General features: G+C 71.5%; 19 protein-coding genes. 16 read left to right on the forward strand and 3 right to left on the reverse strand.

Features of this window, described 5'->3' with window-relative positions; all coding sequences use genetic code 11:
• The first annotated feature begins 26 nt into the window (after positions 1–26).
• Together ACGGAQ_RS09785 and ACGGAQ_RS09790 are read left to right on the forward strand one after the other, a co-directional pair.
• Complete coding sequence (locus ACGGAQ_RS09785) at positions 27–590, forward strand: TetR/AcrR family transcriptional regulator (protein ID WP_393046511.1); 564 nt, start codon at positions 27–29, stop codon at positions 588–590.
• Positions 583–1866 (forward strand): FAD-dependent oxidoreductase, encoded by a 1284-nt coding sequence (locus ACGGAQ_RS09790; RefSeq protein WP_393046513.1) that lies wholly within the window; start codon positions 583–585, stop codon positions 1864–1866. The genes ACGGAQ_RS09785 and ACGGAQ_RS09790 overlap by 8 nt, the downstream gene beginning before the upstream one ends.
• 15 nt (positions 1867–1881) lie before the next feature.
• Here the strand turns inward: ACGGAQ_RS09790 and ACGGAQ_RS09795 are convergent, their stop codons facing one another.
• On the reverse strand, positions 1882–2739 hold the full coding sequence (locus ACGGAQ_RS09795; RefSeq protein WP_393046515.1) for an SPFH domain-containing protein: 858 nt from the start codon (positions 2737–2739) through the stop codon (positions 1882–1884).
• A 224-nt stretch (positions 2740–2963) separates the two neighbouring features.
• Between ACGGAQ_RS09795 and ACGGAQ_RS09800 the strand changes: the two genes are divergently transcribed.
• From ACGGAQ_RS09800 to ACGGAQ_RS09835, 8 genes are all read left to right on the forward strand, one after another.
• A complete protein-coding gene (locus ACGGAQ_RS09800) occupies positions 2964–3725 on the forward strand; it encodes an ABC transporter ATP-binding protein (protein ID WP_393046517.1) in 762 nt (253 codons plus the stop codon).
• Positions 3712–4404, forward strand: coding sequence for an ABC transporter ATP-binding protein (locus ACGGAQ_RS09805; RefSeq protein ID WP_393046520.1), 693 nt, complete (start codon positions 3712–3714; stop codon positions 4402–4404). The genes ACGGAQ_RS09800 and ACGGAQ_RS09805 overlap by 14 nt, the downstream gene beginning before the upstream one ends.
• 51 nt (positions 4405–4455) lie before the next feature.
• Entirely contained in the window at positions 4456–5706 is a 1251-nt protein-coding gene (locus ACGGAQ_RS09810; protein ID WP_393046522.1) for an ABC transporter substrate-binding protein, read from the forward strand.
• Positions 5703–6584, forward strand: a complete 882-nt coding sequence (locus ACGGAQ_RS09815) for a branched-chain amino acid ABC transporter permease (RefSeq protein WP_354856017.1) — start codon at positions 5703–5705, stop codon at positions 6582–6584. Before ACGGAQ_RS09810 ends, ACGGAQ_RS09815 begins: the two co-directional genes overlap by 4 nt.
• Positions 6581–7594 (forward strand): branched-chain amino acid ABC transporter permease, encoded by a 1014-nt coding sequence (locus ACGGAQ_RS09820; protein WP_355065744.1) that lies wholly within the window; start codon positions 6581–6583, stop codon positions 7592–7594. The genes ACGGAQ_RS09815 and ACGGAQ_RS09820 overlap by 4 nt, the downstream gene beginning before the upstream one ends.
• Before the next feature lie 76 nt (positions 7595–7670).
• Positions 7671–8300 carry a transcriptional regulator gene (locus ACGGAQ_RS09825; RefSeq protein WP_393046526.1) on the forward strand — a complete coding sequence of 210 codons (630 nt, stop codon included), beginning with the start codon at positions 7671–7673 and terminating at the stop codon, positions 8298–8300.
• A 119-nt stretch (positions 8301–8419) separates the two neighbouring features.
• The gene (locus ACGGAQ_RS09830; RefSeq protein ID WP_393046529.1) at positions 8420–9988 is read left to right on the forward strand and encodes an MFS transporter; all 1569 of its coding nucleotides are present in this window, start codon (positions 8420–8422) and stop codon (positions 9986–9988) included.
• An 11-nt stretch (positions 9989–9999) separates the two neighbouring features.
• Positions 10000–10608 (forward strand): TetR/AcrR family transcriptional regulator, encoded by a 609-nt coding sequence (locus ACGGAQ_RS09835; RefSeq protein WP_393046532.1) that lies wholly within the window; start codon positions 10000–10002, stop codon positions 10606–10608.
• Positions 10609–10688: 80 nt separating this feature from the next.
• Here ACGGAQ_RS09835 and ACGGAQ_RS09840 read toward each other — a convergent pair whose 3' ends face one another.
• Both ACGGAQ_RS09840 and ACGGAQ_RS09845 read right to left on the reverse strand, forming a co-directional pair.
• Positions 10689–12608: a helix-turn-helix domain-containing protein gene (locus ACGGAQ_RS09840; protein ID WP_393046534.1), complete on the reverse strand. Its 1920-nt coding sequence runs from the start codon at positions 12606–12608 to the stop codon at positions 10689–10691.
• A gap of 14 nt (positions 12609–12622) precedes the next feature.
• Positions 12623–13405, reverse strand: a complete 783-nt coding sequence (locus ACGGAQ_RS09845) for a 3-hydroxybutyrate dehydrogenase (protein WP_354856023.1) — start codon at positions 13403–13405, stop codon at positions 12623–12625.
• A 321-nt stretch (positions 13406–13726) separates the two neighbouring features.
• Between ACGGAQ_RS09845 and ruvC the strand changes: the two genes are divergently transcribed.
• From ruvC to secF, 6 genes are all read left to right on the forward strand, one after another.
• A complete protein-coding gene (ruvC, locus tag ACGGAQ_RS09850; protein WP_234583505.1) occupies positions 13727–14254 on the forward strand; it encodes a crossover junction endodeoxyribonuclease RuvC in 528 nt (175 codons plus the stop codon).
• Positions 14251–14853, forward strand: coding sequence for a Holliday junction branch migration protein RuvA (gene ruvA, locus ACGGAQ_RS09855; protein WP_354856024.1), 603 nt, complete (start codon positions 14251–14253; stop codon positions 14851–14853). Before ruvC ends, ruvA begins: the two co-directional genes overlap by 4 nt.
• A gap of 28 nt (positions 14854–14881) precedes the next feature.
• Positions 14882–15949 carry a Holliday junction branch migration DNA helicase RuvB gene (ruvB, locus tag ACGGAQ_RS09860; RefSeq protein ID WP_393046539.1) on the forward strand — a complete coding sequence of 356 codons (1068 nt, stop codon included), beginning with the start codon at positions 14882–14884 and terminating at the stop codon, positions 15947–15949.
• 138 nt (positions 15950–16087) lie between these two features.
• Positions 16088–16426 carry a preprotein translocase subunit YajC gene (gene yajC, locus ACGGAQ_RS09865; RefSeq protein WP_354856026.1) on the forward strand — a complete coding sequence of 113 codons (339 nt, stop codon included), beginning with the start codon at positions 16088–16090 and terminating at the stop codon, positions 16424–16426.
• 278 nt (positions 16427–16704) lie between these two features.
• Entirely contained in the window at positions 16705–18624 is a 1920-nt protein-coding gene (gene secD, locus ACGGAQ_RS09870) for a protein translocase subunit SecD (protein ID WP_393046542.1), read from the forward strand.
• 1 nt (position 18625) lies between these two features.
• The gene (secF, locus tag ACGGAQ_RS09875) at positions 18626–19819 is read left to right on the forward strand and encodes a protein translocase subunit SecF (protein WP_393046544.1); all 1194 of its coding nucleotides are present in this window, start codon (positions 18626–18628) and stop codon (positions 19817–19819) included.
• Positions 19820–19879 lie beyond the last annotated feature (60 nt).

Raw genomic sequence — 19879 nt, forward strand, 5'->3', positions numbered from 1 at the left:
AACCACTTGGTTGGGGATGGTGGAGGATGACGGAACAGCTCGATCGTCGGCAGGCGCTGGTGCGCGCGGCCTTCTCGGCGATCGCCGAGGGTGGCTTCGAGGGGTTCCGGCTGCGGCCGATCGCCGCCGCTGCCGGCATCGATCACTCCACCCTGCACCACTACTTCCGGACCAAGGCCGACCTGATCGCCGCAGTGCTCGAGCACGTGACCAGCCAATTCGAGGCGACGATGCACGCCGACCTGGAACCCGCCGCCCGACTGCGGCAACACCTCAGCGAGATCGCCACCGCGGTCGCGCAACGGCCCGAATTGTTCATCGTGCTCGATGAGCTCGATCTTCGGGCTCGACGGGACGAGTCCACCGGGGCCGATATCGAGCGGGACGAACAGGGCTGGCGGGACGCGCTCGCGGCGATCTTCACCGAAGGCATCGCGCGACACGTCTGGTCGGTGGACCTCGACGTCGCTGCCAGCGTCGAGCTGGTGATCGCCACCGTCAAAGGCATTCGCCTGCGGCCCGACAAGGCCGAGTCGGTGGTCAACCAACTGTGCGACCTCTTCGCGCCAGAAAGTCTCTCCCATGACTGACGTGCTCATCGTCGGCGGTGGCATCGGCGGCCTCGCTCTCGCCCAGGGTCTGCGTCAACACGGCATCACCGTCGCCGTGTACGAGCGTGACCGACACCGCGACGACCGGGTGGACCGCTACCGGCTCGCGATCAACCCGGCGGGCAGCCGGTCGCTGCGTGCCTGCCTGCCCGACCGACACTGGCAGGCGTTCACCGACAGCGCGGGCCGGCCCGGCGGCGGTTTCGGCTTCCTGGGCACGGACCTGCGCACGCTGGTCCTGGTCGAGGACGCGGTCATGTATCCCGACGATCCCGACCCCGCCGAACGGGCCTACCCGGTCGACCGTCACACGCTGCGCGGCGTTCTCCTCGACGGACTCGACGACACCGTCCACTACGACAAGGCATTCGAGCGCTACGAACTCGCCGCTGACGGTCGCCCCACCGCGCGCTTCGCCGACGGGACGTCCGCCACCTGCGACGTCCTGGTCGGCGCGGACGGGATCAACTCCCGGGTGCGGGCGCAATATTTGCCGACCGCCACGCAGCGAGATGCCGGTGCGGTCGGCGTCGGGCTCAAGTTGCCGCTGAACGACGACACCCGAGCCTGGTTACCCGCCCGCCTGGCTGAGGGCATGAACCTCATCGTGACCGGTGCGCCGCACTTCCTGTTCACCTCCGTGTTCGAACGCCAGCAGCCGGTGGGGGACGACTATCTGCTGTGCGCGTTCGTCGCCCGCAGTGAGCTGTTCCCCTCGCGTCCGGAGCGCCTCGACGGCCCACAGTTGAAGGCCTACGTCGCCGGGCTGATCACCCACTGGCATCCGGCGCTCCGCCAACTGATCGACAGGTGCCCACCGAACGACCTGAGTGCGTTTCCGTTCCAGGCGTCCGACCGTCCGGCGCCCTGGGCGCCCTCGCGGGTCACCGTGCTCGGCGACGCCGTGCACGGCATGCCACCGGCCGGCGGCAACGGCGCGAACACCGCAGTGCGCGACGCTGCCCTGCTCACTCGCCAGTTGTCGCTGGCCGACGCCGGCCACCTGCCGCTGGTGCATGCGATCGGCGGATACGAGGCCGACATGCGCGAGTACGGATTCGACGCCGTCGAGCTGGCCATGAGGACCCTCCAGCAGGGCATGATGAGCAACCCGGTCAGCGTGGGTCTGACCCGTAGCTGGTTCAGCCTCTGCGGCATCGCGTCACCGCTGCGCCGGATGACGTTCGGCGCGAGCTGGGCCAAGATCAGCGCTCCCCGCCAGTGGGAGCGGTCCGCCCCCGATCTGACCAGCTGATCCATTCGGCGTCACTCACTTGCCGGTGACGATGCCCGGGTTGATGCACAGGCCCGGGTTGGCGCCGTTCTTCTCGGCGATCTCCAGGCAGCGGGTGACCTTGTCGACCTTCGCGTTGGTTTCGGTGATCTGCTTGGAGATCTCGGCGTTCTTGCGGTCCTGCTCCAGGTTGCGGGTCTGGGCCAGCTTGTCCTGGAACGCCTTGATGTTGCCCTCGGTCTTGTCGTCGTGGTTCACCCGGGTGATGGTCACCGAGAGGATGTCCACGTCGCTGGCGAGGCGGGTGTCCGCGCTGGTCTTGATGTTCGCCGCGAACGGCTTGAGGTCGACGTTGAGGTCACCGGTCCGGGCGTCGATCTTCTCCAGGGGGTTGTACGCGGCGAAGGCGTCGTTGACCGCGCTGTCGAGCTGCACACCCACCCGCTGGCCCCGGAAGCTGTCGAAGTCTCCCTTGTAGTCCATGAACTGCTTCGGCGCGTTCTCCGGCCTGACCTGCCACTCGATGAGCACCTCGACGCAGGCGTCGGCGAGCGTGCCGGTGCGGACGCGTACACAGTTGTTGCCGCCGATGTGGTCGTACTTCTGCCGGCCGGCGTCCCACTCGCCGACCTTCTGCCAGGGGGCGACCCACTTCAGGCCGGAGCCGGTCACCTTGCCGGTGGGCTTGCCGAAGCTGGTGACGATGCCGACCGAGCGGATGGGCACCGAGTGGGCGCTGGAGGTGACACCGACCAGCAGGGTGAGGGCGAGAAAGACGAGCGTCGCGAGGGCGGCCACCCGCTTCAGCGGCCGCGCGGGGGCGACGAGAGCCAGGACGGCGCTGACCGCCAGGGCGACGGCGAAGACGATCGCCATGGTGAAGCCGACGGGCATGGGGTGGGGACCTTCCGCTGGGCTGTGTGGATCATCAACCTAGGAGGTCCGGTCAAGTCGGCTGGACGGGGGAGTGGAGGCCGGGCACGTCCTCTGCCCGTCGAATATGGATGCGATCGACATGGCTCGACTCGCGCGAGCGGCCGTAGGTTTCCTCCACGCGACGGGCCTGTGACCGCGGTCACCGAATCGACCGTCGCCGCGACCGTGCGGAGGATGAGGCGATGGCCGGGCAAGCGCTCCTGTCGGCCCGCGGGCTGACCCGGGACTTCCGGGGCTTCCGGGCGGTCGACGAGGTCGACCTGGACGTCGCGCCGGAGAGTGTGCACGCGCTCGTCGGCCCGAACGGCGCCGGCAAGACCACCCTGTTCAACCTGCTCACCGGGTTCCTCGCGCCCAGCGGCGGGCGGATCGAACTGGCCGGGCGGGACATCACGGGGCTGCCGCCGGAGCGGGTCGCCCGGCTCGGCGTGGCCCGCTCGTTCCAGATCACCAGCCTCTTCCCGCAGCTGTCCGCCCGCGAGCACGTCGCGCTGGCGTTGCAGTCCTTTAGCGGGCTGGGCTGGCGGTTCTGGCGTTCGGCGAAGCTGCTGGACCGCTACACCGAACGGGCCGACGAGCTGTTGGCCATGGTGGGGTTGGCCGACCTGGCGCAGGCCCCGTCGGCGGCGCTGGCGTACGGCCGTAAGCGGGCCCTGGAGCTGGCCATCGCCCTCGCGCTGGACCCGAAGGTGCTGCTGCTCGACGAGCCGACCGCGGGGATGGGCCTGGAGGACGTCGACCGCACCGTCGAGCTGATCAGCCGGGTCCGGGCGGGCCGGACCGTGGTCATGGTCGAGCACAACATGAGCGTGGTCGGCCGGCTCGCCGACACCGTCACCGTCCTGCAGGCCGGCAGGGTCCTCGTCGAGGGCCCGTACGAGCAGGTCCGCGCCGACGAGCGCGTGATCACCGCCTACCTGGGAGCCGCTGATGCTGCGCATTGAGAACCTCTCCGCGTTCTACGGCGAGGCGCAGGTGCTGCGGGAGGTCGGCCTGGAGGTCGCCGCCGGCGAGGTGGTCACCCTCGTGGGCCGCAACGGCGCCGGCAAGTCCACTCTGCTGCGCTGCGTGATGGGGCTGCACTCCGGCCAGCGCGGCACGGTGGAGCTGGACGGGCGGGACATCACCAGGCTGCCCGCGCACCGCCGGGCCCGCCTCGGGCTGGGCTGGGTGCCCGACGACCGGGGCAGCTACGCCACCCTGACCGTCACCGAGAATCTCACCCTGCCGCCCACGGTCGGCCCCGACCCGTGGCCGCTGGAGCGGGTGTACGAGGCGTTCCCCGCTCTCTACACCCGGCGGGACTCGGCGGCCACCATGCTCTCCGGCGGCGAGCAGCAGATGCTGGCCCTGGCCCGGGTGCTGCGCATGGGCGCGCGGCTGCTGCTCTGCGACGAGCCCACCGAGGGGCTGTCACCGCTGCTCGTGCAGCAGGTCGGCGACCTGCTGCGGGAGGCCAAGCGCCACGGGGTGACCGTGCTGCTGGTCGAGCAGAACCTGCACTTCGCCACCGGCGTCGCCGACCGGCACTACCTGCTGGCCGAGGGACGTGTCGCGGAGGCGATGGACAACTCCGAGGTGCGCTCGCGCGAACGCGAGCTGCTCGCGTACCTCGGGATCTGAATCTTCTCAACGACGAGCCGCGCGACGGCGCGCGGAATGGATGGAGTGGGCATGCGCAGGACGGTGGGTGTGGCCGCGGCGTCGGCCGCGGTGGTGCTGGTCGCTGGTTGCGGCGGCGGTGGACCCCAGTCGGGCGGCGATCAGAAGCTGACCGGCGACAAGATCGTGCTGGGCGTGCTCAACGACCAGTCCGGGGCGTACTCGGAGTTGTCCGGCAAGAACTCGGTGACGGCGGTGGAGATGGCCATCGCCGACTTCACCGCGAAGTACGGCGACAAGGCGGTGACCAAGGACATCACCGTGGAGACCGCCGACCACCAGAACAAGCCGGACGTGGCCAACTCCAAGGCCCAGGAGATGTACGACCGCAAGGGCGTCGACCTGATCCTGGACGTGCCCACCTCGTCGGCGGCGCTGAAGGTCGCCGACGTGGCGAAGGAGAAGAAGAAGCTCTACTTCAACATCGGCGCGGCGACGACCGACCTGACCGGCAAGAGCTGCAACAAATACACGTTCCACTACGCCTACGACACGTACATGTTGGCCAACGGCACCGGGAAGACCACCACCGAGCAGATCGGCAAGAACTGGTACATCCTCTACCCGAACTACGCGTTCGGGCAGGACATGGAGAAGAGCTTCTCCACCGCCATCACGGCGGCCGGCGGGAAGGTCGTCGGGAAGGACGGGGCGCCGTTCCCGAACACCAGCGGCGACTTCTCCACCTTCCTGCTCAAGGCGCCGACGCTGAACCCGAAGCCGGACGTGCTGGGCACCATGCAGGCCGGCGCGGAGCTGGTCAACGTGGTGAAGCAGTACAACGAGTTCAAGCTGCGCGACAAGGGCGTCGGCCTCGCCGTGGGCCTGATGTTCCTCACCGACATCCACTCGCTCACCCCGGCGGCGCTGGCCGGCACCACGTACACCGACGCCTGGTACTGGAACTTCGACGCGAAGAACCGGGAGTTCGCCGACCGGTTCCAGCAGAAGACCGGCACCCGGCCGACGTTCGCGCACGCCGCCAACTACTCGGCGGCCCTGCAGTACCTGGAGGCGGTGCAGGCCGCCGGCACCGACGACGCGGACACCGTGGTCAAGGGCCTGGAGGGCAAGACGGTCGAGGACGTCTTCCTGCGCAACGGCAAGATCCGCGCCGAGGACCACCGGGTGGTGCACGACGCGTACCTGGCCCAGGTGAAGCCGCAGGCTGAGGTCACCGAGCCGTGGGACTACGTGAAGGTGCTCAAGACGATCCCCGCCGCGGAGGCGTTCCGCGCGCCGTCGGCGGACTGCAAGCTATGAGTGGTTTCGCGCAGAACACCTTCAACGGGCTGGTGAGCGGGGCGTTCTACGCCCTGCTCGCCCTCGGGCTCGCCGTCATCTTCGGCATGCTGCGGGTGGTCAACTTCGCGCACGGCGCGTTCTACATGCTCGGCGCGTTCGGCGCGTACGTGCTGCTCACCGAGGCGGGCGTGCCGTTCTGGGCGGCCCTGGTGATCATGCCGGTGGGGCTTGGTCTGCTCGGCATGGCCCTGGAGCGCGCGGTGATCCACCGGCTGACGAAGCTCGACCCGCTCTACAACTTCCTGCTCACCTTCGGTCTGACGCTGATCCTTCAGGACCTGGTGAAGCTGCGCTACGGCGTGCAGTCCAGCCCGTACGCCACTCCGGCGCTGTTGGACGGGACCGTGAACTTCGGCCTGTTCGACTTCCCGACGTACCGGGTGTTCATCCTCGGCTTCGCGGTGCTGCTCTGCGTGGCGGTGTGGTGGGTGCTCACCCGGACCCGGATCGGCATGGTCGTCCGCGCGGCCACCGAGCGGCCCGACCTGACCCGGGCGTTCGGGATCGACGTCGGGCGCTGGGTGACCCCGGTCTTCGGCTTCGGCATCGGCCTGGCCGGGCTCGCCGGTGTGTTGGCCGCGCCGATGCGCGCGGTCAACCCGCTGATGGGGGCCGACCTGATCATCGTGGTCTTCGCGGTGGTCGTGATCGGCGGTCTGGGTTCCATCTTCGGCTCGGTCGCCGCCGGCTTCGGCATCGGCCTGGTGCAGGCGTGGGGCGAGGCGTACCTGTCGAACTTCCCGATCGTGTCGCAGACGATCGTCTTCATCGTGATGGCCGGCGTCCTGCTCTGGCGTCCGGCCGGCCTGTTCGGTCGTGAGGAGGCCCCGGCATGACGAGCACCGTGGACACTCCCGCCGACGCGTCCCGCTCGACGCCGCCGTCCGGGCTGGTCGCCGTGGCCCACGCCCCCGGCTGGGTGCGGTACGCGCTGCTCGCCGTCGGGCTGGCCGTCGCGGCCTGGCTGCCCAACGGCCTCTACCCGGCCGTCGCGGTGGACATCCTCTGCTGGGCGCTGTTCGCTGTGGCGGTGGACCTGCTGCTCGGCTTCACCGGGCTGATGTCCTTCGGGCACGCCGCGTTCTGGGGCACCTCCGCGTACGTCACCGGGTTGGTGGCCATCCACGCCGGCCTGCCGTTCCCCCTGGCTGTGCTGGCCGGGGCTCTCGCCGCGGCCGTCCTCGCCGTGCCGATCGGCTATCTCGCGGTCAAGCGGACCGGCATCTACTTCGCCATGGTGACCCTCGCGTTCGCGCAGATGGTCTACTACGTGGCCAACGAGTGGCGCTCCGTGACGCAGGGGGAGAACGGCCTGCAGGGGGTGCCCCGTTCGTTCTTCGGCCTGGATCTGACCGACGACTACTACTTCTACTACGCGATCCTGCCGATCGTGCTGCTCGGGCTGGCCGCCGCCTGGCGGATCGTGCACTCGCCGTTCGGCCGGGTGCTCGTCGGCATCCGCGACAATCCGGCCCGCGCCCGTGCCCTGGGCTACCCGGTGCACCGCTACAAGCTCACCGCGTTCGTCCTGTCCGGGTTCATCGCCGGCCTCGGCGGCGGCCTGTTCGCGGTGGGGCACCGGTTCGTCTCGCTCGACGTGCTGCACTGGACCACCTCCGGCAAGGCGGTCATCGTGGTCGTGCTCGGCGGGATCGGAACGCTGTGGGGCGGGGTGCTCGGCGCCGCGGTCGTCGTACGCCTGGAGGACTGGTTGTCGTTCTCCGGATTCGAGGCGATCGGCCTGGTCACGGGCGGCATCTTCGTCCTCGTGGTGGTGCTCTTCCGGCGCGGCATCTGGGGCAGCGCCGCCGCGCTGGCCCGCCGGCTGGCGCTGCGCCGCCGGTAAATTCCCGCCGGGCGCATCCGCCGCGCGCGCTCGCGGCGAACCCCCGGGTAGAGAACGTCTACCCGGGGGTACGTCTGTGCTGACCGAGCCGATGCCGGCCGACGCCGTGCAGACCGCGCTCAAGCGGGTCTCGCTGGCGGCCGAGGACCTGGACGGTAACCGTGTCGCCGCGCTGACGCGGGAGTTGGCCGCCGAGTGGGGCGTGCCGGCGCTCTGGGAGCAGGTCTGTCGGCCGTTGCTGGGGCGGTTGTCGGGGCGTGGCGCCGCCGAGATCGCCGTCGAGCACGCCCTCGCCGAGGGTGTCCGGGTCGGACTGGACGTGTACCGCCGCGAGCCCGGCCGCTCGCTGCCCGTCGGCGGGGTGCTGCTGGCCGGGGCCGAGCAGGAGACCCACTGCCTCGGCCTGCACGCGCTCGCCGCCGCCCTGCGGGAGCAGGGCCGCGGCTGCCTGCACCTGGGGCCCGCGCTGCCCTGGCCCGCCCTGACCAGCGCGGTGCACCGGGCTCGCCCGCACACCGTCGTGCTCTGGTCGCAGACGCCGGTCACCGGCCGCGCGTACCGCCTCGTGCGCTTCGCCCGGGACTTTCCGCGCCTGCGGGTGTACGGCGCCGGGCCGGGCTGGATCGAGCCGCTGGCCGCGCCGGTGGGCTATCTGGGCGGGCTGCCGGCCGCCGTCGCCGCCTGTGTGGCGGCACAGCGGAGGTGATGCCCGCCACATACGATACGGATCGGTTCCGTATCGTTAATGCCCGCCCTTAGGCTGTCCGCAATACGAGTCTGGCTCGTATCGTATTGCGTGACGGTGCAACCAGGGGGGAACCGGGCATGGAACTGCACGAGAACACGGGACACCCGAGGAGGTGGGCGATCCTCGGGGTGCTGGTGATCAGCCTCCTCGTCGTCGTCCTCGACAACACGATCCTCAACGTCGCCCTGCGCACCCTGGCCGACCCGGTGCACGGCCTCGGGGCCAGCCAGGGCGAGCTGGAGTGGGCCATCAACTCCTACACGCTGGTCTTCGCCGGACTGCTGTTCACCTTCGGGGTGCTCGGCGACCGCGCCGGCCGCAAGCGCTTCCTGATGATCGGGCTGGCGCTGTTCGGCCTGGCGTCGCTGCTCTCCGCGTACGCTCACAGCCCCGCGCAGCTCATCGCGGCCCGCGCCCTGATGGGGGTCGGCGGCGCGGCCATCATGCCGGTGACGCTCTCGATCATCTCCAACGTGTTCGACCCGCGCGAGCGCGGCCGGGCCATCGGCGTCTGGGCCGGCGCGGTCGGCCTGGCCGTGGCGATCGGCCCGATCCTCGGCGGCACGCTGCTGGAGCACTTCTGGTGGGGCTCGGTCTTCCTGATCAACGTCCCGGTGGTCGTCGCCGGCGTTCTCCTGGTGGCGCTGCTCGTCCCCGAATCGCGTGACCCGCGCCCCGGCCGCGTCGACCTGCTCGGCGTCCTGCTCTCCGTCGTCGGCCTGGTGGCCCTCTCCTACGGCATCATCGACGGTGGCGAGCACGGCTTCGACCGTCCGGTGGCCTGGGGCTCGATCCTGGTGGGCCTCGCCGTGCTGGCCTGGTTCGTGCGGCACGAGCTGCGCTCCGACCACCCGTCGCTGGACGTCCGGCTGTTCAAGGTGCCGCGCTTCGCCGCGCCGGTGGCGATCGTCGGCCTGGTGTTCTTCGCCGCGATGGGCGTGATGTTCTTCAGCTCGTTCTACCTGCAGTTGGTCCGCGACTACAGCCCGCTGCAGACCGGCCTGCTCTTCCTGCCCTTCGCCGGCGCCCAGCTGATCTTCGCGCCGCGCAGCGCCGCGATGGTCCGCCGCTACGGCGGCCGGGCGGTCGCCGCCGTGGGGCTGGGGCTGACCGTGGTGGCGCTGGCCGCGTTCGCCTTCATCGGCGCGTCCACCCCGATCTGGATCGTGCTTGTCGTCTTCTTCATCCAGGGCGTCGGGATGGCCAACATCATGCCGCCGGCCACCGAGTCCATCATGTCGGCGCTGCCCCGCGAGAAGGCCGGCGTGGGCTCCGCGGTGAGCAACACCGTCCGCCAGGTGGCCGGCGCGCTCGGCGTGGCGGTCCTCGGCTCGGTGCTCTCCGCGGTCTACCGCAGTGACGTCGGCGACGCGTTGACCGGCCTGCCCGCCCAGGCCCAGGACGCGGCCAACGAGTCGATCTCCGGGGCGTACGCGGCGGCCGCGAAGCTCGGCCCGGCGGCGCCGACGCTGATCTCGGCGGCCAACGACGCCTTCGTCACCGCCATGCACTGGGCGGCGGCGCTGTCCGCGGTCGTCGCGGCCCTCGGCATGCTGGTGGTGCTGCGGTGGATGCCGGGTCGCGACGCGCTGGCTCCGGCGTCGGCGGCCCCCGCCGCCGAGCCCGAGCTGGCCGGGACGGCCTAGGTTCAGGGACAATGTCCGACATGACGTCCACCGCCGATGCTCCGCGGTCGCCCGGGCGACCGCGGAGCATCCGCGCCGACGAGGCGATCATCGAGGCGACCCTCGACCTGCTCGCCGAGGGCAGCACCATCGAGGCGCTCTCGATCGAGGCGATCGCCACCCGCGCCGGCGTCGGCAAGGCCACCATCTACCGCCGCTGGGCCGGCAAGGACGCGTTGCTGCTGGACGCGCTGCGCCGGCTCAAGGGCATCCTGCCGCAGCCGGAGGGGCACTCGCTCCGGGACGATCTGATCCTGCTGGTCGGCGCCATCGGCAAGAACGTCGACCCGCGGGCGTCGAAGATCATGCCGTGCCTGGTGCCGGAGGTGAATCGCAGCCCGGACCACTTCCGCCTGTACCAGAACATCATCTCCCCGCGCCGGCAGCTCATGCGGGAGGTGCTCCGACGGGGCATCAGCGAGGGGACGCTCCGGCCCGACATCGACATCGAGGTGACCATGGCGTTGCTCACCGGGCCGATGCTGATCCAGCGGGTGCTGCAGTGGAACCCGGAACTCGACGAGCAGGCCCTTCCGGAGCAGGTCGTCGACGCGGTGCTGGCGGGCATCCTGACCCGCTGACCCGGCCCACCTGGGGCGGACCGACCGGTCCGCGCCCGGTGGACCCGGGCTGGCGGGGGGCGGGCTGCGCCGACCCAAGGTCAGGCGCTCGATGCGCGCAGGCGGTGCAGGCGCAGCGCCAACTGCACCTCCAACGCCCGCTCGGGCCGCTGCCAGTCCGCGCCGAGCAGCTGCCCGACCCGCTCCAGCCGCTGGGTCACCGTGTTGACGTGCACGTGCAACTGCTCGGCGGCCCGGGCCAGGCTGCCGCCCACCCCGAAGTACGCCTCCAGCGTCTTCACCAGCGCCGTGCCGCGCCGCGCGTCGTAGTCGACCACCGGCCCGACCGTCGCGGTGAGGAACTGGGCCACGTCCCGCTCACCCCGGTCACCGACCGTGCCCAGCAGCAGCCCGACGAAGCCCAGCTCCGCGGTGCTGGCGCCCTGACCGGCGCGGCCCAGCGCGCCCAGCGCCGTCAGACAGCGGTCCGCCTCGTGGAACGTCCCGGCCAGCGTCCCCGGCCCGGTCGACGGGCCGCTCGCCCCGGCCGTCACCGGCCGGCCCGTCACCCGCGACAGGTCCCGCGCGACCGCGCGGGCGCTGCCACCGGCATCCTGGCCGGGCAGCATCAGGACCACCCGACCGTCGCGCGCCGCGGCCAGGCCACCGCGGGCCGAGGCGTACGTGGTGGCCCAGGAGAGCACCCGCTGCCGCGCCGAGCCGGTCGCCGCGATCGCGTCGTCGCCCACCGCCACCAGCACGTGCGGCGCGTCCAGGTCCACGCCGAGCCGGCGAGCCCTGCTGCGCAGCGCGTCGGTGTCGCGCAGCGGCCGGGCGATCAGGTCGTCCAGCAACTCGCCACGGACCCGCCCCTCCGCCTCGGCCACGGTCCGGCGGAACAACAGCAGCAGCGCGGTCACCAGCGCGGCCCGCTCCAGGATCCGCTGGTCGGCGTCGACCAACTCGTCGTCGGGACGCAGCACCAGCGCGCCCAGGTTCTCCGCGCCGGCCACGACCGCGGCGTACCAGAGCGGGCCGCGGCGCACGCTGCGTCCCTCCGTACGCGAGGCGGCCACCGCCTCGACGATGTCCGCCCGGTCCGGCTCGTCGATCTCGCCCACCCGGGCCAGCAACCGGCCCTGGGCGTCCAACGCCAGCAGCGCCCCGCCCAGCACCTCGGTCACCGCGGCGGCCACGTCCTCCACCCCGCCGCCGCGCAGCACCAGCGCCGTCATCCGGTCGTGCGCCGCCGCGGCCCGCTCCACCGAGCTGCTGTGCGCCCGGATGGTGGTGTTCGCCGCCGACAACTCCGCCAACGCCGAGCGGGTCTCGGCCAGCAGCCGGGCCGTGTCGATCGCCACCGCGGCGTGCGCGGCGAGGGAGACCAGCAGCGCCACCTCCTCGCGGGCGAACGGCCGGGCCGAGCGGTTGGCCGAGTAGAGCACCCCGATCGAGGTGGAGCCGAGCCGCAGCGGCACCCCGAGGATCGCCACCAGGCCCTCCTCGCCCACACCGGCGTCGATCTCCCCGGTGTGGTGAAAGCGCGCGTCCTCGCCGTAGTTGGCGGTCACGTACGGGGCGCCGGACTGGGCCACCAGGCCACCGAGGCCGGCGCCCATCGGCAGCCGCAGCCGCTGGAAGCGGGCCGAGACCGACCCGTCGGTCACCCGCATGTAGGTGTCGCCGCGCTCGTCGTCGTTGAGCGTCATGTACGCCACGTCAGCGCCGAGCAGGTGACGGGCCCGGTGCACGATCGCCCGCAGCACGTCGTCCAGGTCGCGCAGCCCGGCCAGGTCGCTGACCGTGTCGTACAGGCCGGACAACTCGGTCTCGCGACGGCGGCGGCGCTCCAGCAGCGCGCGAACCCGCAACGCCACCGTCTTGGCCTGCTCCAGCTCGGCCAGCCGGTCGGCGGGCATCCCGGCGGCGCGCGCGGCCACCAACGGGCCCTCGAACTCCACCGCGGCGGCCTCGCGAGCGAGCAGTTCGAGGAACTCCACCGGCGACGACATGGTCGACATTGTGCTCAGGCCCACTAGTTGGCCGTCCAGCCCCCGTCGAGCGCGATCGACGCGCCCGTGATGAAGGCCGCCGGCGGCGAACAGAGGTACGCCAACAGCTCGGCCACCTCCTCCGGCTCGATCAGCCGCTTGATGGCGGCCCGCGCCAGCATGACCTTCTCGATCACCTCGGCCTCGCCGATGCCGTGGCTGGCCGCCTGATCGGCGATCTGGCTCTCCACCAGGGCGGTTCGTACGTACGCCGGGTTGATGCAGTTGGCGGTCACCCCGTGCGCGGCCCCCTCCAGCGCCACCACCTTCGACAGCCCTTCGAGGGCGTGCTTCGCCGAGACGTAGGCCGCCTTGTACGGCGAGGCGCGCAGGCCGTGCACCGACGAGATGTTGACGATCCGGCCCCAGCCCCGGGCGTACATGTGCGGCAACGCGCGGCGGATCAGCAAAAACGGCGCCTCCACCATCACCCGCTGGATGTACTCGAAGCGCTCGACGGGGAAGTCCTGCAGCGGCGCCACGTGCTGGAGCCCGGCGTTGTTCACCACGATGTCCACGTCCACGTCGAGCGCGTCCACGGCCGCCGCGTCGGCCAGGTCCACGCCCTCGGCGCGTCCGCCGGCCTCGGCGGCCACCGCCTTGGCCGCCTCCAGGTTGCGGTCCACCACGAGCACCTTGGCGCCGGCCGCGCCCAACCGCAGGGCACAGGCCCGCCCGATGCCGCTGCCGCCCCCGGTGACCAGGGCGGTCCGACCAGCGAGGTCGACCTGTACGACGTGGGGGACCGCCACGGGTTCTGCCGTCATGGCGCAAGAAGTTACGAGCTGTGTGCCCTGCGGCACATGGGGCAGCGACACATACTCCGTACCCCTGCTGTGTGGCCCCCTGCCCCCATGGCCCGCGCCCGCCCCGCCGAGCCGCTCGCCGGAGATCGCGCAACCGCCAAGATCCGCGCAGTATCAGGGATGGTGCTGCCTCGCCGGGCGTCGGAGGCAGCAACATCCGGGAAGTTGCCCAGATCGTGGCGCGGGTGGGGTGGGGGAGGGCGTGTCCCGTGGGGCTGGTGGGAAGGCCGGCAGCTAGGGTGTCGAACACACGTACTGCTGACGGCTGGGGGAGGGGGCGGCGTGCGGGTGCTGGGGGTCGACCCGGGGTTGACGCGGTGTGGGGTGGGCGTCGTCGAGGGGGTGCCCGGTCGGCCGTGCACGCTCATCGCCTACTACGTGGTCTACACCGACCCGGCCGACGACCTGCCGCTGCGCCTGCTGCACCTGGACCGGTCGCTGACCAAGCTGGTCGCCGAGCACCAGCCGGAGAGCGTCGCCGTCGAGCGGGTGTTCAGCCAGCACAACGTCCGGACGGTGATGGGCACCGCGCAGGCCAGCGGCATCGCCGTGCTGGCCGGTGCGCGGGCGGGGCTGCCGGTGCAGACGTACACCCCGAGCGAGGTGAAAGCGGCCGTGACCGGTTCCGGTCAGGCCGACAAGGCGCAGGTGACCGCCATGGTGACCCGGCTGCTGCGGCTGGACGAGCCACCGAAGCCGGCCGACGCCGCCGACGCGCTCGCCCTGGCCATCTGCCACGTGTGGCGCGGCGGCACCCGTTCCAAGCTGGCCGCCGCGGCCGATCGGGCACGACGAGGAGGAGCACGATGATCGCCAGCGTGCGCGGCACGGTGACCGCGACAGGTCCGGATCTGGCCGTGATCGAGGTCGGCGGGGTCGGCCTGGCCGTGCACTGCGCGCCCGGGACCCTCGCCGAGCTGCGGGTGGGGCAGCCGGCGCGGCTGGCCACCAGCCTGGTGGTCCGGGAGGATTCGCTGACCCTCTACGGTTTCGCCGACGACGACGCCAAGGCGCTGTTCGAGCTGTTGCAGACCGCCAGCGGGGTCGGCCCACGGCTGGCCCAGGCGGTGCTGGCCGTGCACACGCCGGACGCGGTGCGAAAGGCCATCGCCAACGCCGACACCGCCGCGTTGACCCGGGTGCCCGGGATCGGCAAGAAGGGCGCCGAGCGCCTGGTGCTGGAATTGCGGGACCGGATCGGTCCGGTGTCGATCGGCGCCGACGGGGTGGGCGGCGTGACCGGCGGCGCCTGGCCCGATCAGGTACGGCAGGCGCTGGTCGGTCTGGGCTGGACGGCCGGGCAGGCCGACCAGGCGGTGGCCGCGGTGGCGGAGACCATCGACGGCGCCACCCCGCCGGTGCCGGTCCTGCTCAAGCAGGCCATCCGCCTGCTGGGTCGTACCCGATGACCGCCCAGGGGCGACGGGAGGCGGCACGGTGAGCGAGACCGACGGGCTCGTCTCGGCGTATGTCAGTGACGCCGACCGGGACGCGGAGGCCACCGTGCGGCCCCGGCGGCTGGCCGAGTTCATCGCCCAGGACCGGGTGCGCGATCAGCTCGACCTGTTGTTGCAGGGCGCCATGCGGCGGGGGTCGCCCCCGGATCACATCCTGCTCTCCGGCCCACCCGGGCTGGGCAAGACGAGTCTGGCCAACATCGTCGCCGCCGAGCTGGGCGCCGGCATCCGCGTGACCAGCGGCCCGGCGATCGAGCGTTCCGGTGATCTGGCGGCGATCCTGACCAGCCTCGCCGAGGGCGACGTGCTCTTCATCGACGAGATCCACCGGATCGCCCGGCCGGCGGAGGAGTTGCTCTACAGCGCGATGGAGGACTTCCGGGTCGACGTGGTGGTCGGCAAGGGGCCGGGCGCCACCGCGATCCCGCTGGACGTCGAGCCGTTCACGCTGGTCGGCGCGACCACCCGCTCGGGTCTGTTGACCGGGCCCATGCGGGACCGGTTCGGCTTCGTCGCGCACCTCGACTTCTACGCCCCGGCGGACCTGGAGACGCTGCTGCACCGTTCGGCGCGCATCCTCGGGGTGCCGATCACCGCCGACGGCGCCGCGGAGATCGCCGGCCGGTCCCGCGGCACCCCCCGGATCGCCAACCGGCTGCTGCGCCGGGTCCGCGACTACGCCGAGGTCCGGGCCGACGGCGTGGTCACCCTGGGCACCGCCCGCAAGGCCCTGAGGGTGTACGACGTCGACGCGCTGGGCCTGGATCGGTTGGACCGGGCGGTGCTGACCGCGCTGGTGGACTCGTTCCGGGGCGGCCCGGTCGGGTTGTCCACCCTCGCCGTGGCGGTGGGGGAGCAGCCGGACACGGTCGAGGAGGTCTGCGAGCCGTTCCTGGTGCGTGCCGGCTTGCTGGCGCGTACCCCACGGGGCCGGGTGGCCACGGAAGCCGCCTGGCGGCACCTGGGGCGTACTCCACCGAATGGTACATTTGGGATGGATGTCCCGTCTCCGCCCGATCTGTTCTCCTTGGACAGCGATCAGCCGTGATGTGAACGTGATCTGTGCCGCATTCGGTGTTCTCAGGTGCAGGGATTAGACTTCGCCGCGGTCTGTACAGGATGTGAGAATCCGCCTCCGCTCCGGCACTCCCGTGCCGGACAGGGGGCCAATGGGAAGGCAGTAACCGTGCAATACCTTGCAGCGGGTGGTGGGGCCGGCGGCTTCACGCCGATCCTGATGATCGTCCTGCTCTTCGGCGTCATGTACTTCATGATGATCCGTCCGCAGCAGAAGCGTCGCCGCGATGCGGAGGCCATGCAGTCCGCGTTGGGCCCGGGCGACGAGGTGGTCACCATCGGCGGGCTCTACGGCACGGTCACCGGCGTCGAGGACGACGCCGTGCTGCTCGAGATCGCTCCGGGCGTGCAGACCCGCTACGCCCGGCCGGCCATCGCCCGGGTGGTCACCCGCGCGGAGCTTCCGAGCGAGCCGGTCACCGAGGACGCGGACACCGTCAAGGAGTGACCCTCCCGCCGGGTTGACGGTTCCGGCGTACGGCCGGGTGACCGGATTCCCGGGCCACCGCGCCCAACGGGGCAGCGGACGTGACGTGAAAACTGGATAGTTGGGTCGACGCCGGGCGTCGGCACGTTCCCGTGGCCGTCGGCGTCCCCATGCCGGCGTGTCCGGCCACTGTGTCGGCACCCCGTCGGCCCAGGTCAGACCCGTTGGCCGGGACCCCCGGCCCGACACTCGCCGCCGCCGCGCGCAGCGGCGCGACCGTACAGGGAGACAGGACAACCGTGGCACCACCTCAGGGACAGATGCGACCCGGCCGGCAGCTCGCCGTGCTCGGGTTCATCTTCGTGGTCCTCTACCTTCTGGTGTTCTTCGCGGGCGGTGCCAGCGGCAGCTTCAAGGACCGGCTGGAGCCCAAGCTCGGCCTGGACCTGATCGGCGGCACCCGGATGACGCTGCAGGCGACCAACAGCGTCGATGGCAAGCCCCCGACGGCCCAAAACCTTGAGGAGGCCCGGCAGATCATCGAGAACCGGGTCAACGGGCTCGGCGTGGCCGAGGCCGAGGTGGTCACCGAGGGCAACCGGAACATCGTCATCTCCCTGCCCGGTGAGAACCGGAACCTCGACGAGGTGGGCAGCGCCGCCGAGCTGCGTTTCCGCAAGGTGCTCAAGGCCGCCGACGGCAGCGGGACGGCCGTCGCGCCGCCGGCCGCCACGGCGGCCCCTCCGGGCAGCGTCACCCCGTCCGGAGCCCCCTCGGCGACTTCGTCCGGTAGCGCCGCGCCGAAGGTGACCCCCAGCGGCGCGGCGAAGGTCAGCCCGTCGCCCAGCGGCGGGCAGGGTGGGATGGCGCCCGCGCCGAGCGCCACGCCGACCCCCTCCGCCCCGGCGAGTGCCGCCGCGCCGTCGGCGAGCGCCAGCGCCGAGCCGGTGCCGGCGAGCATCGAGGAGCAGCGCAAGGCCGTCGAGCAGAAGGTCGGCGCCGCCGCCTGGCAGGCCGCCAGCGGTCTGCAGGCCCCCGCCGACCTGAGCGCCGACCCGTCGCTGGGCGACAAGCTCAAGCCGTTCAGCACGCTGAGCCCGCAAGAGGTTGCCGTGCTGCCGGCGCAGATGCAGTTCAACGTGCCGACGATCGGCTGCGCCCAGCTCGACAAGCGCCCCCCGGCCTCGATCTCCGACCCGAAGCAGCAGGTCGTGTCCTGCGAGGACGGCGCCTCGAAGTACCTGCTCGACCAGGCCAAGGTGCTGGGCACCGACGTGGACGACGCCAACGCGGTGCTCGACCAGACCAACGCCTGGGTGGTCAGCCTCGACTTCACCGGCGACGGCCAGGGCAAGTGGACCGCGTTGACCCGTGAGGCGTTCAACAACGAGGGCCAGGCCTGCGACGCCACCGCCCTCGGCCAGGACGGCAAGTGCCGGGTGGCCGTCGTGCTGGACAACGAGATCGTCTCCTCCCCGGAGATCCAGGGCGTGCTGACCGGCAACTCCCAGATCACCGGCAACTTCACCCAGAAGGACGCCAGCGCGCTCGCCGGTCAGCTCCGGTACGGCGCGCTGCCGGTGACCTTCGAGCCGCAGGAGTCGCAGAACGTCACCGCGACCCTGGGTGCCAGCCACCTCCGCGCGGGTCTGCTCGCGGCCGGCATCGGCATGCTGCTGGTCATCATCTACGCGTTCTTCTACTACCGGCTGCTCGGCTCGGTGATCTTCCTGAGCCTGATCCTCTCCGCGCTGCTCGTCTTCGGCGCGCTGGTGGTGCTCGGTCGGCAGATCGGCTTCACGCTCACCCTCGCCGGCATCGCCGGCATGATCGTCTCGCTCGGTGTGGCGGCGGACTCGTTCGTCATCTACTTCGAACGACTCAAGGACGAGATCCGGGAGGGACGCAGCCCGCGTAGCGCGGTGCCCCGCGCCTGGGTCCGCGCCCGCCGGACGATCATCTCGGCCAACGCGATCACGCTGCTCTCCGCGGTGGTGCTCTACGTGGTCTCGGTCGGCACGGTCAAGGGCTTCGCGTTCGCCCTCGGCCTGGCCACGGTGCTGGACCTGGTCGTGGTCTTCCTCTTCCGGCACCCGATCATGACGATGTTCGCCCGGACCCGGGCGTTCCTGTCCCCGCGGGTCAGCGGCCTGGGTCGGGCACTCCCGGCCCGCAGCCAGCAGACTCAGCCCCGCAACCCGCGCGCCAAGGAGGCCTGAGATGGCTCAGAACGGTCTGGCGAGCCGCCTCTACAACGGCGAGGCCGGTCTCAACGTCGTCGGCCGGCGCAAGCTCTGGTTCGGCGTCGCCGGGATCCTGATCCTGATCGCGATTCTGAGCTTCTCGATCCGCGGGTTCAGCCTCGGCATCGAGTTCGCCGGCGGCAACTCGTTCCAGGTGCCGGCCAGCGTCGGCACCCTGAACCAGGCTGAGGAGCAGGTCGACGCCGCGCTCGCGGCCAAGGGCGGCGGCGCCGAGGTGGTGACCGCGCAGAAGGTCGGCGGCACGGGCGGCGACTCGTACGAGCTGCGTACCGGTCAGCTCAGCGCGGAGCAGGCCACCGCGGTCAAGGCCGACATCGCCCAGCGGTTCGGCCTCAACGCGGACCAGATCAGCGACAACCAGGTCAGCGAGGCGTGGGGCAGCCAGGTCACCTCGCGGGCCCTGCTCGGTCTGGTCATCTTCATCGCGTTGGTGATGGTCTACCTGATCCTGCGCTTCGAGTGGCGGATGGCGGTCGCCGCGGTGGCGTCGCTGTTCACGAACCTGATCCTCACCGCCGGCATCTACTCGCTCGTCGGCTTCGAGGTCACCCCATCGACGATCATCGGCTTCCTCACGATCCTGGGCTTCGCGCTCTACGACGTGGTGGTGGTCTTCGACAAGGTGCAGGAGAACACCCGGGGCATCACCGCCAACAACAACATGACGTACGGCGAGGCGGCCAACCTGGCCGTCAACCAGAGCCTCATGCGGTCGCTGAACACCTCCGTGGTGGCCCTGCTGCCCGTCGGTGGTCTGCTCTTCATCGGCGCCGGCCTGCTCGGCGCCGGCACGCTGAAGGACCTCGGCCTGGTGCTGTTCGTGGGTATGGCGGTGGCGTTCCTGACCTCCATCCTGGTGGCGACGCCGCTGCTGGCGCTGCTGAAGAACTACGACCCCCGCATCCAGGCGCACAACAAGCGGGTGCAGGCCCGTCGGGGTACGCCGGGCCGTGGCGAGGTCACCGGCAAGGGTGCCTCGGCCCCGGTCGAGGGCGAGGCGGCCGACGCGCCGCTCGATCCCGACTCCGCCGCGCTGGCCGGCGCCGCCCCGAAGGTGGGCGCGCGGCCGGCGGGCAAGCGGCCGACCGGCGCCCGGGGTGGTCGCCCCGGTGGCGGCGGTAACCGGCCCGGCGGCGCCAAGCGGCGCTGACCGGTCCCCGGGGCCGACCCGGGAGGAAACGCCCGAACGGCGTCCGGCATGCTGTGCGAG

Source organism: Micromonospora sp. NPDC047557 (genome assembly GCF_043205095.1).
In the GTDB taxonomy this organism is placed as follows: Bacteria; Actinomycetota; Actinomycetes; order Mycobacteriales; family Micromonosporaceae; genus Micromonospora.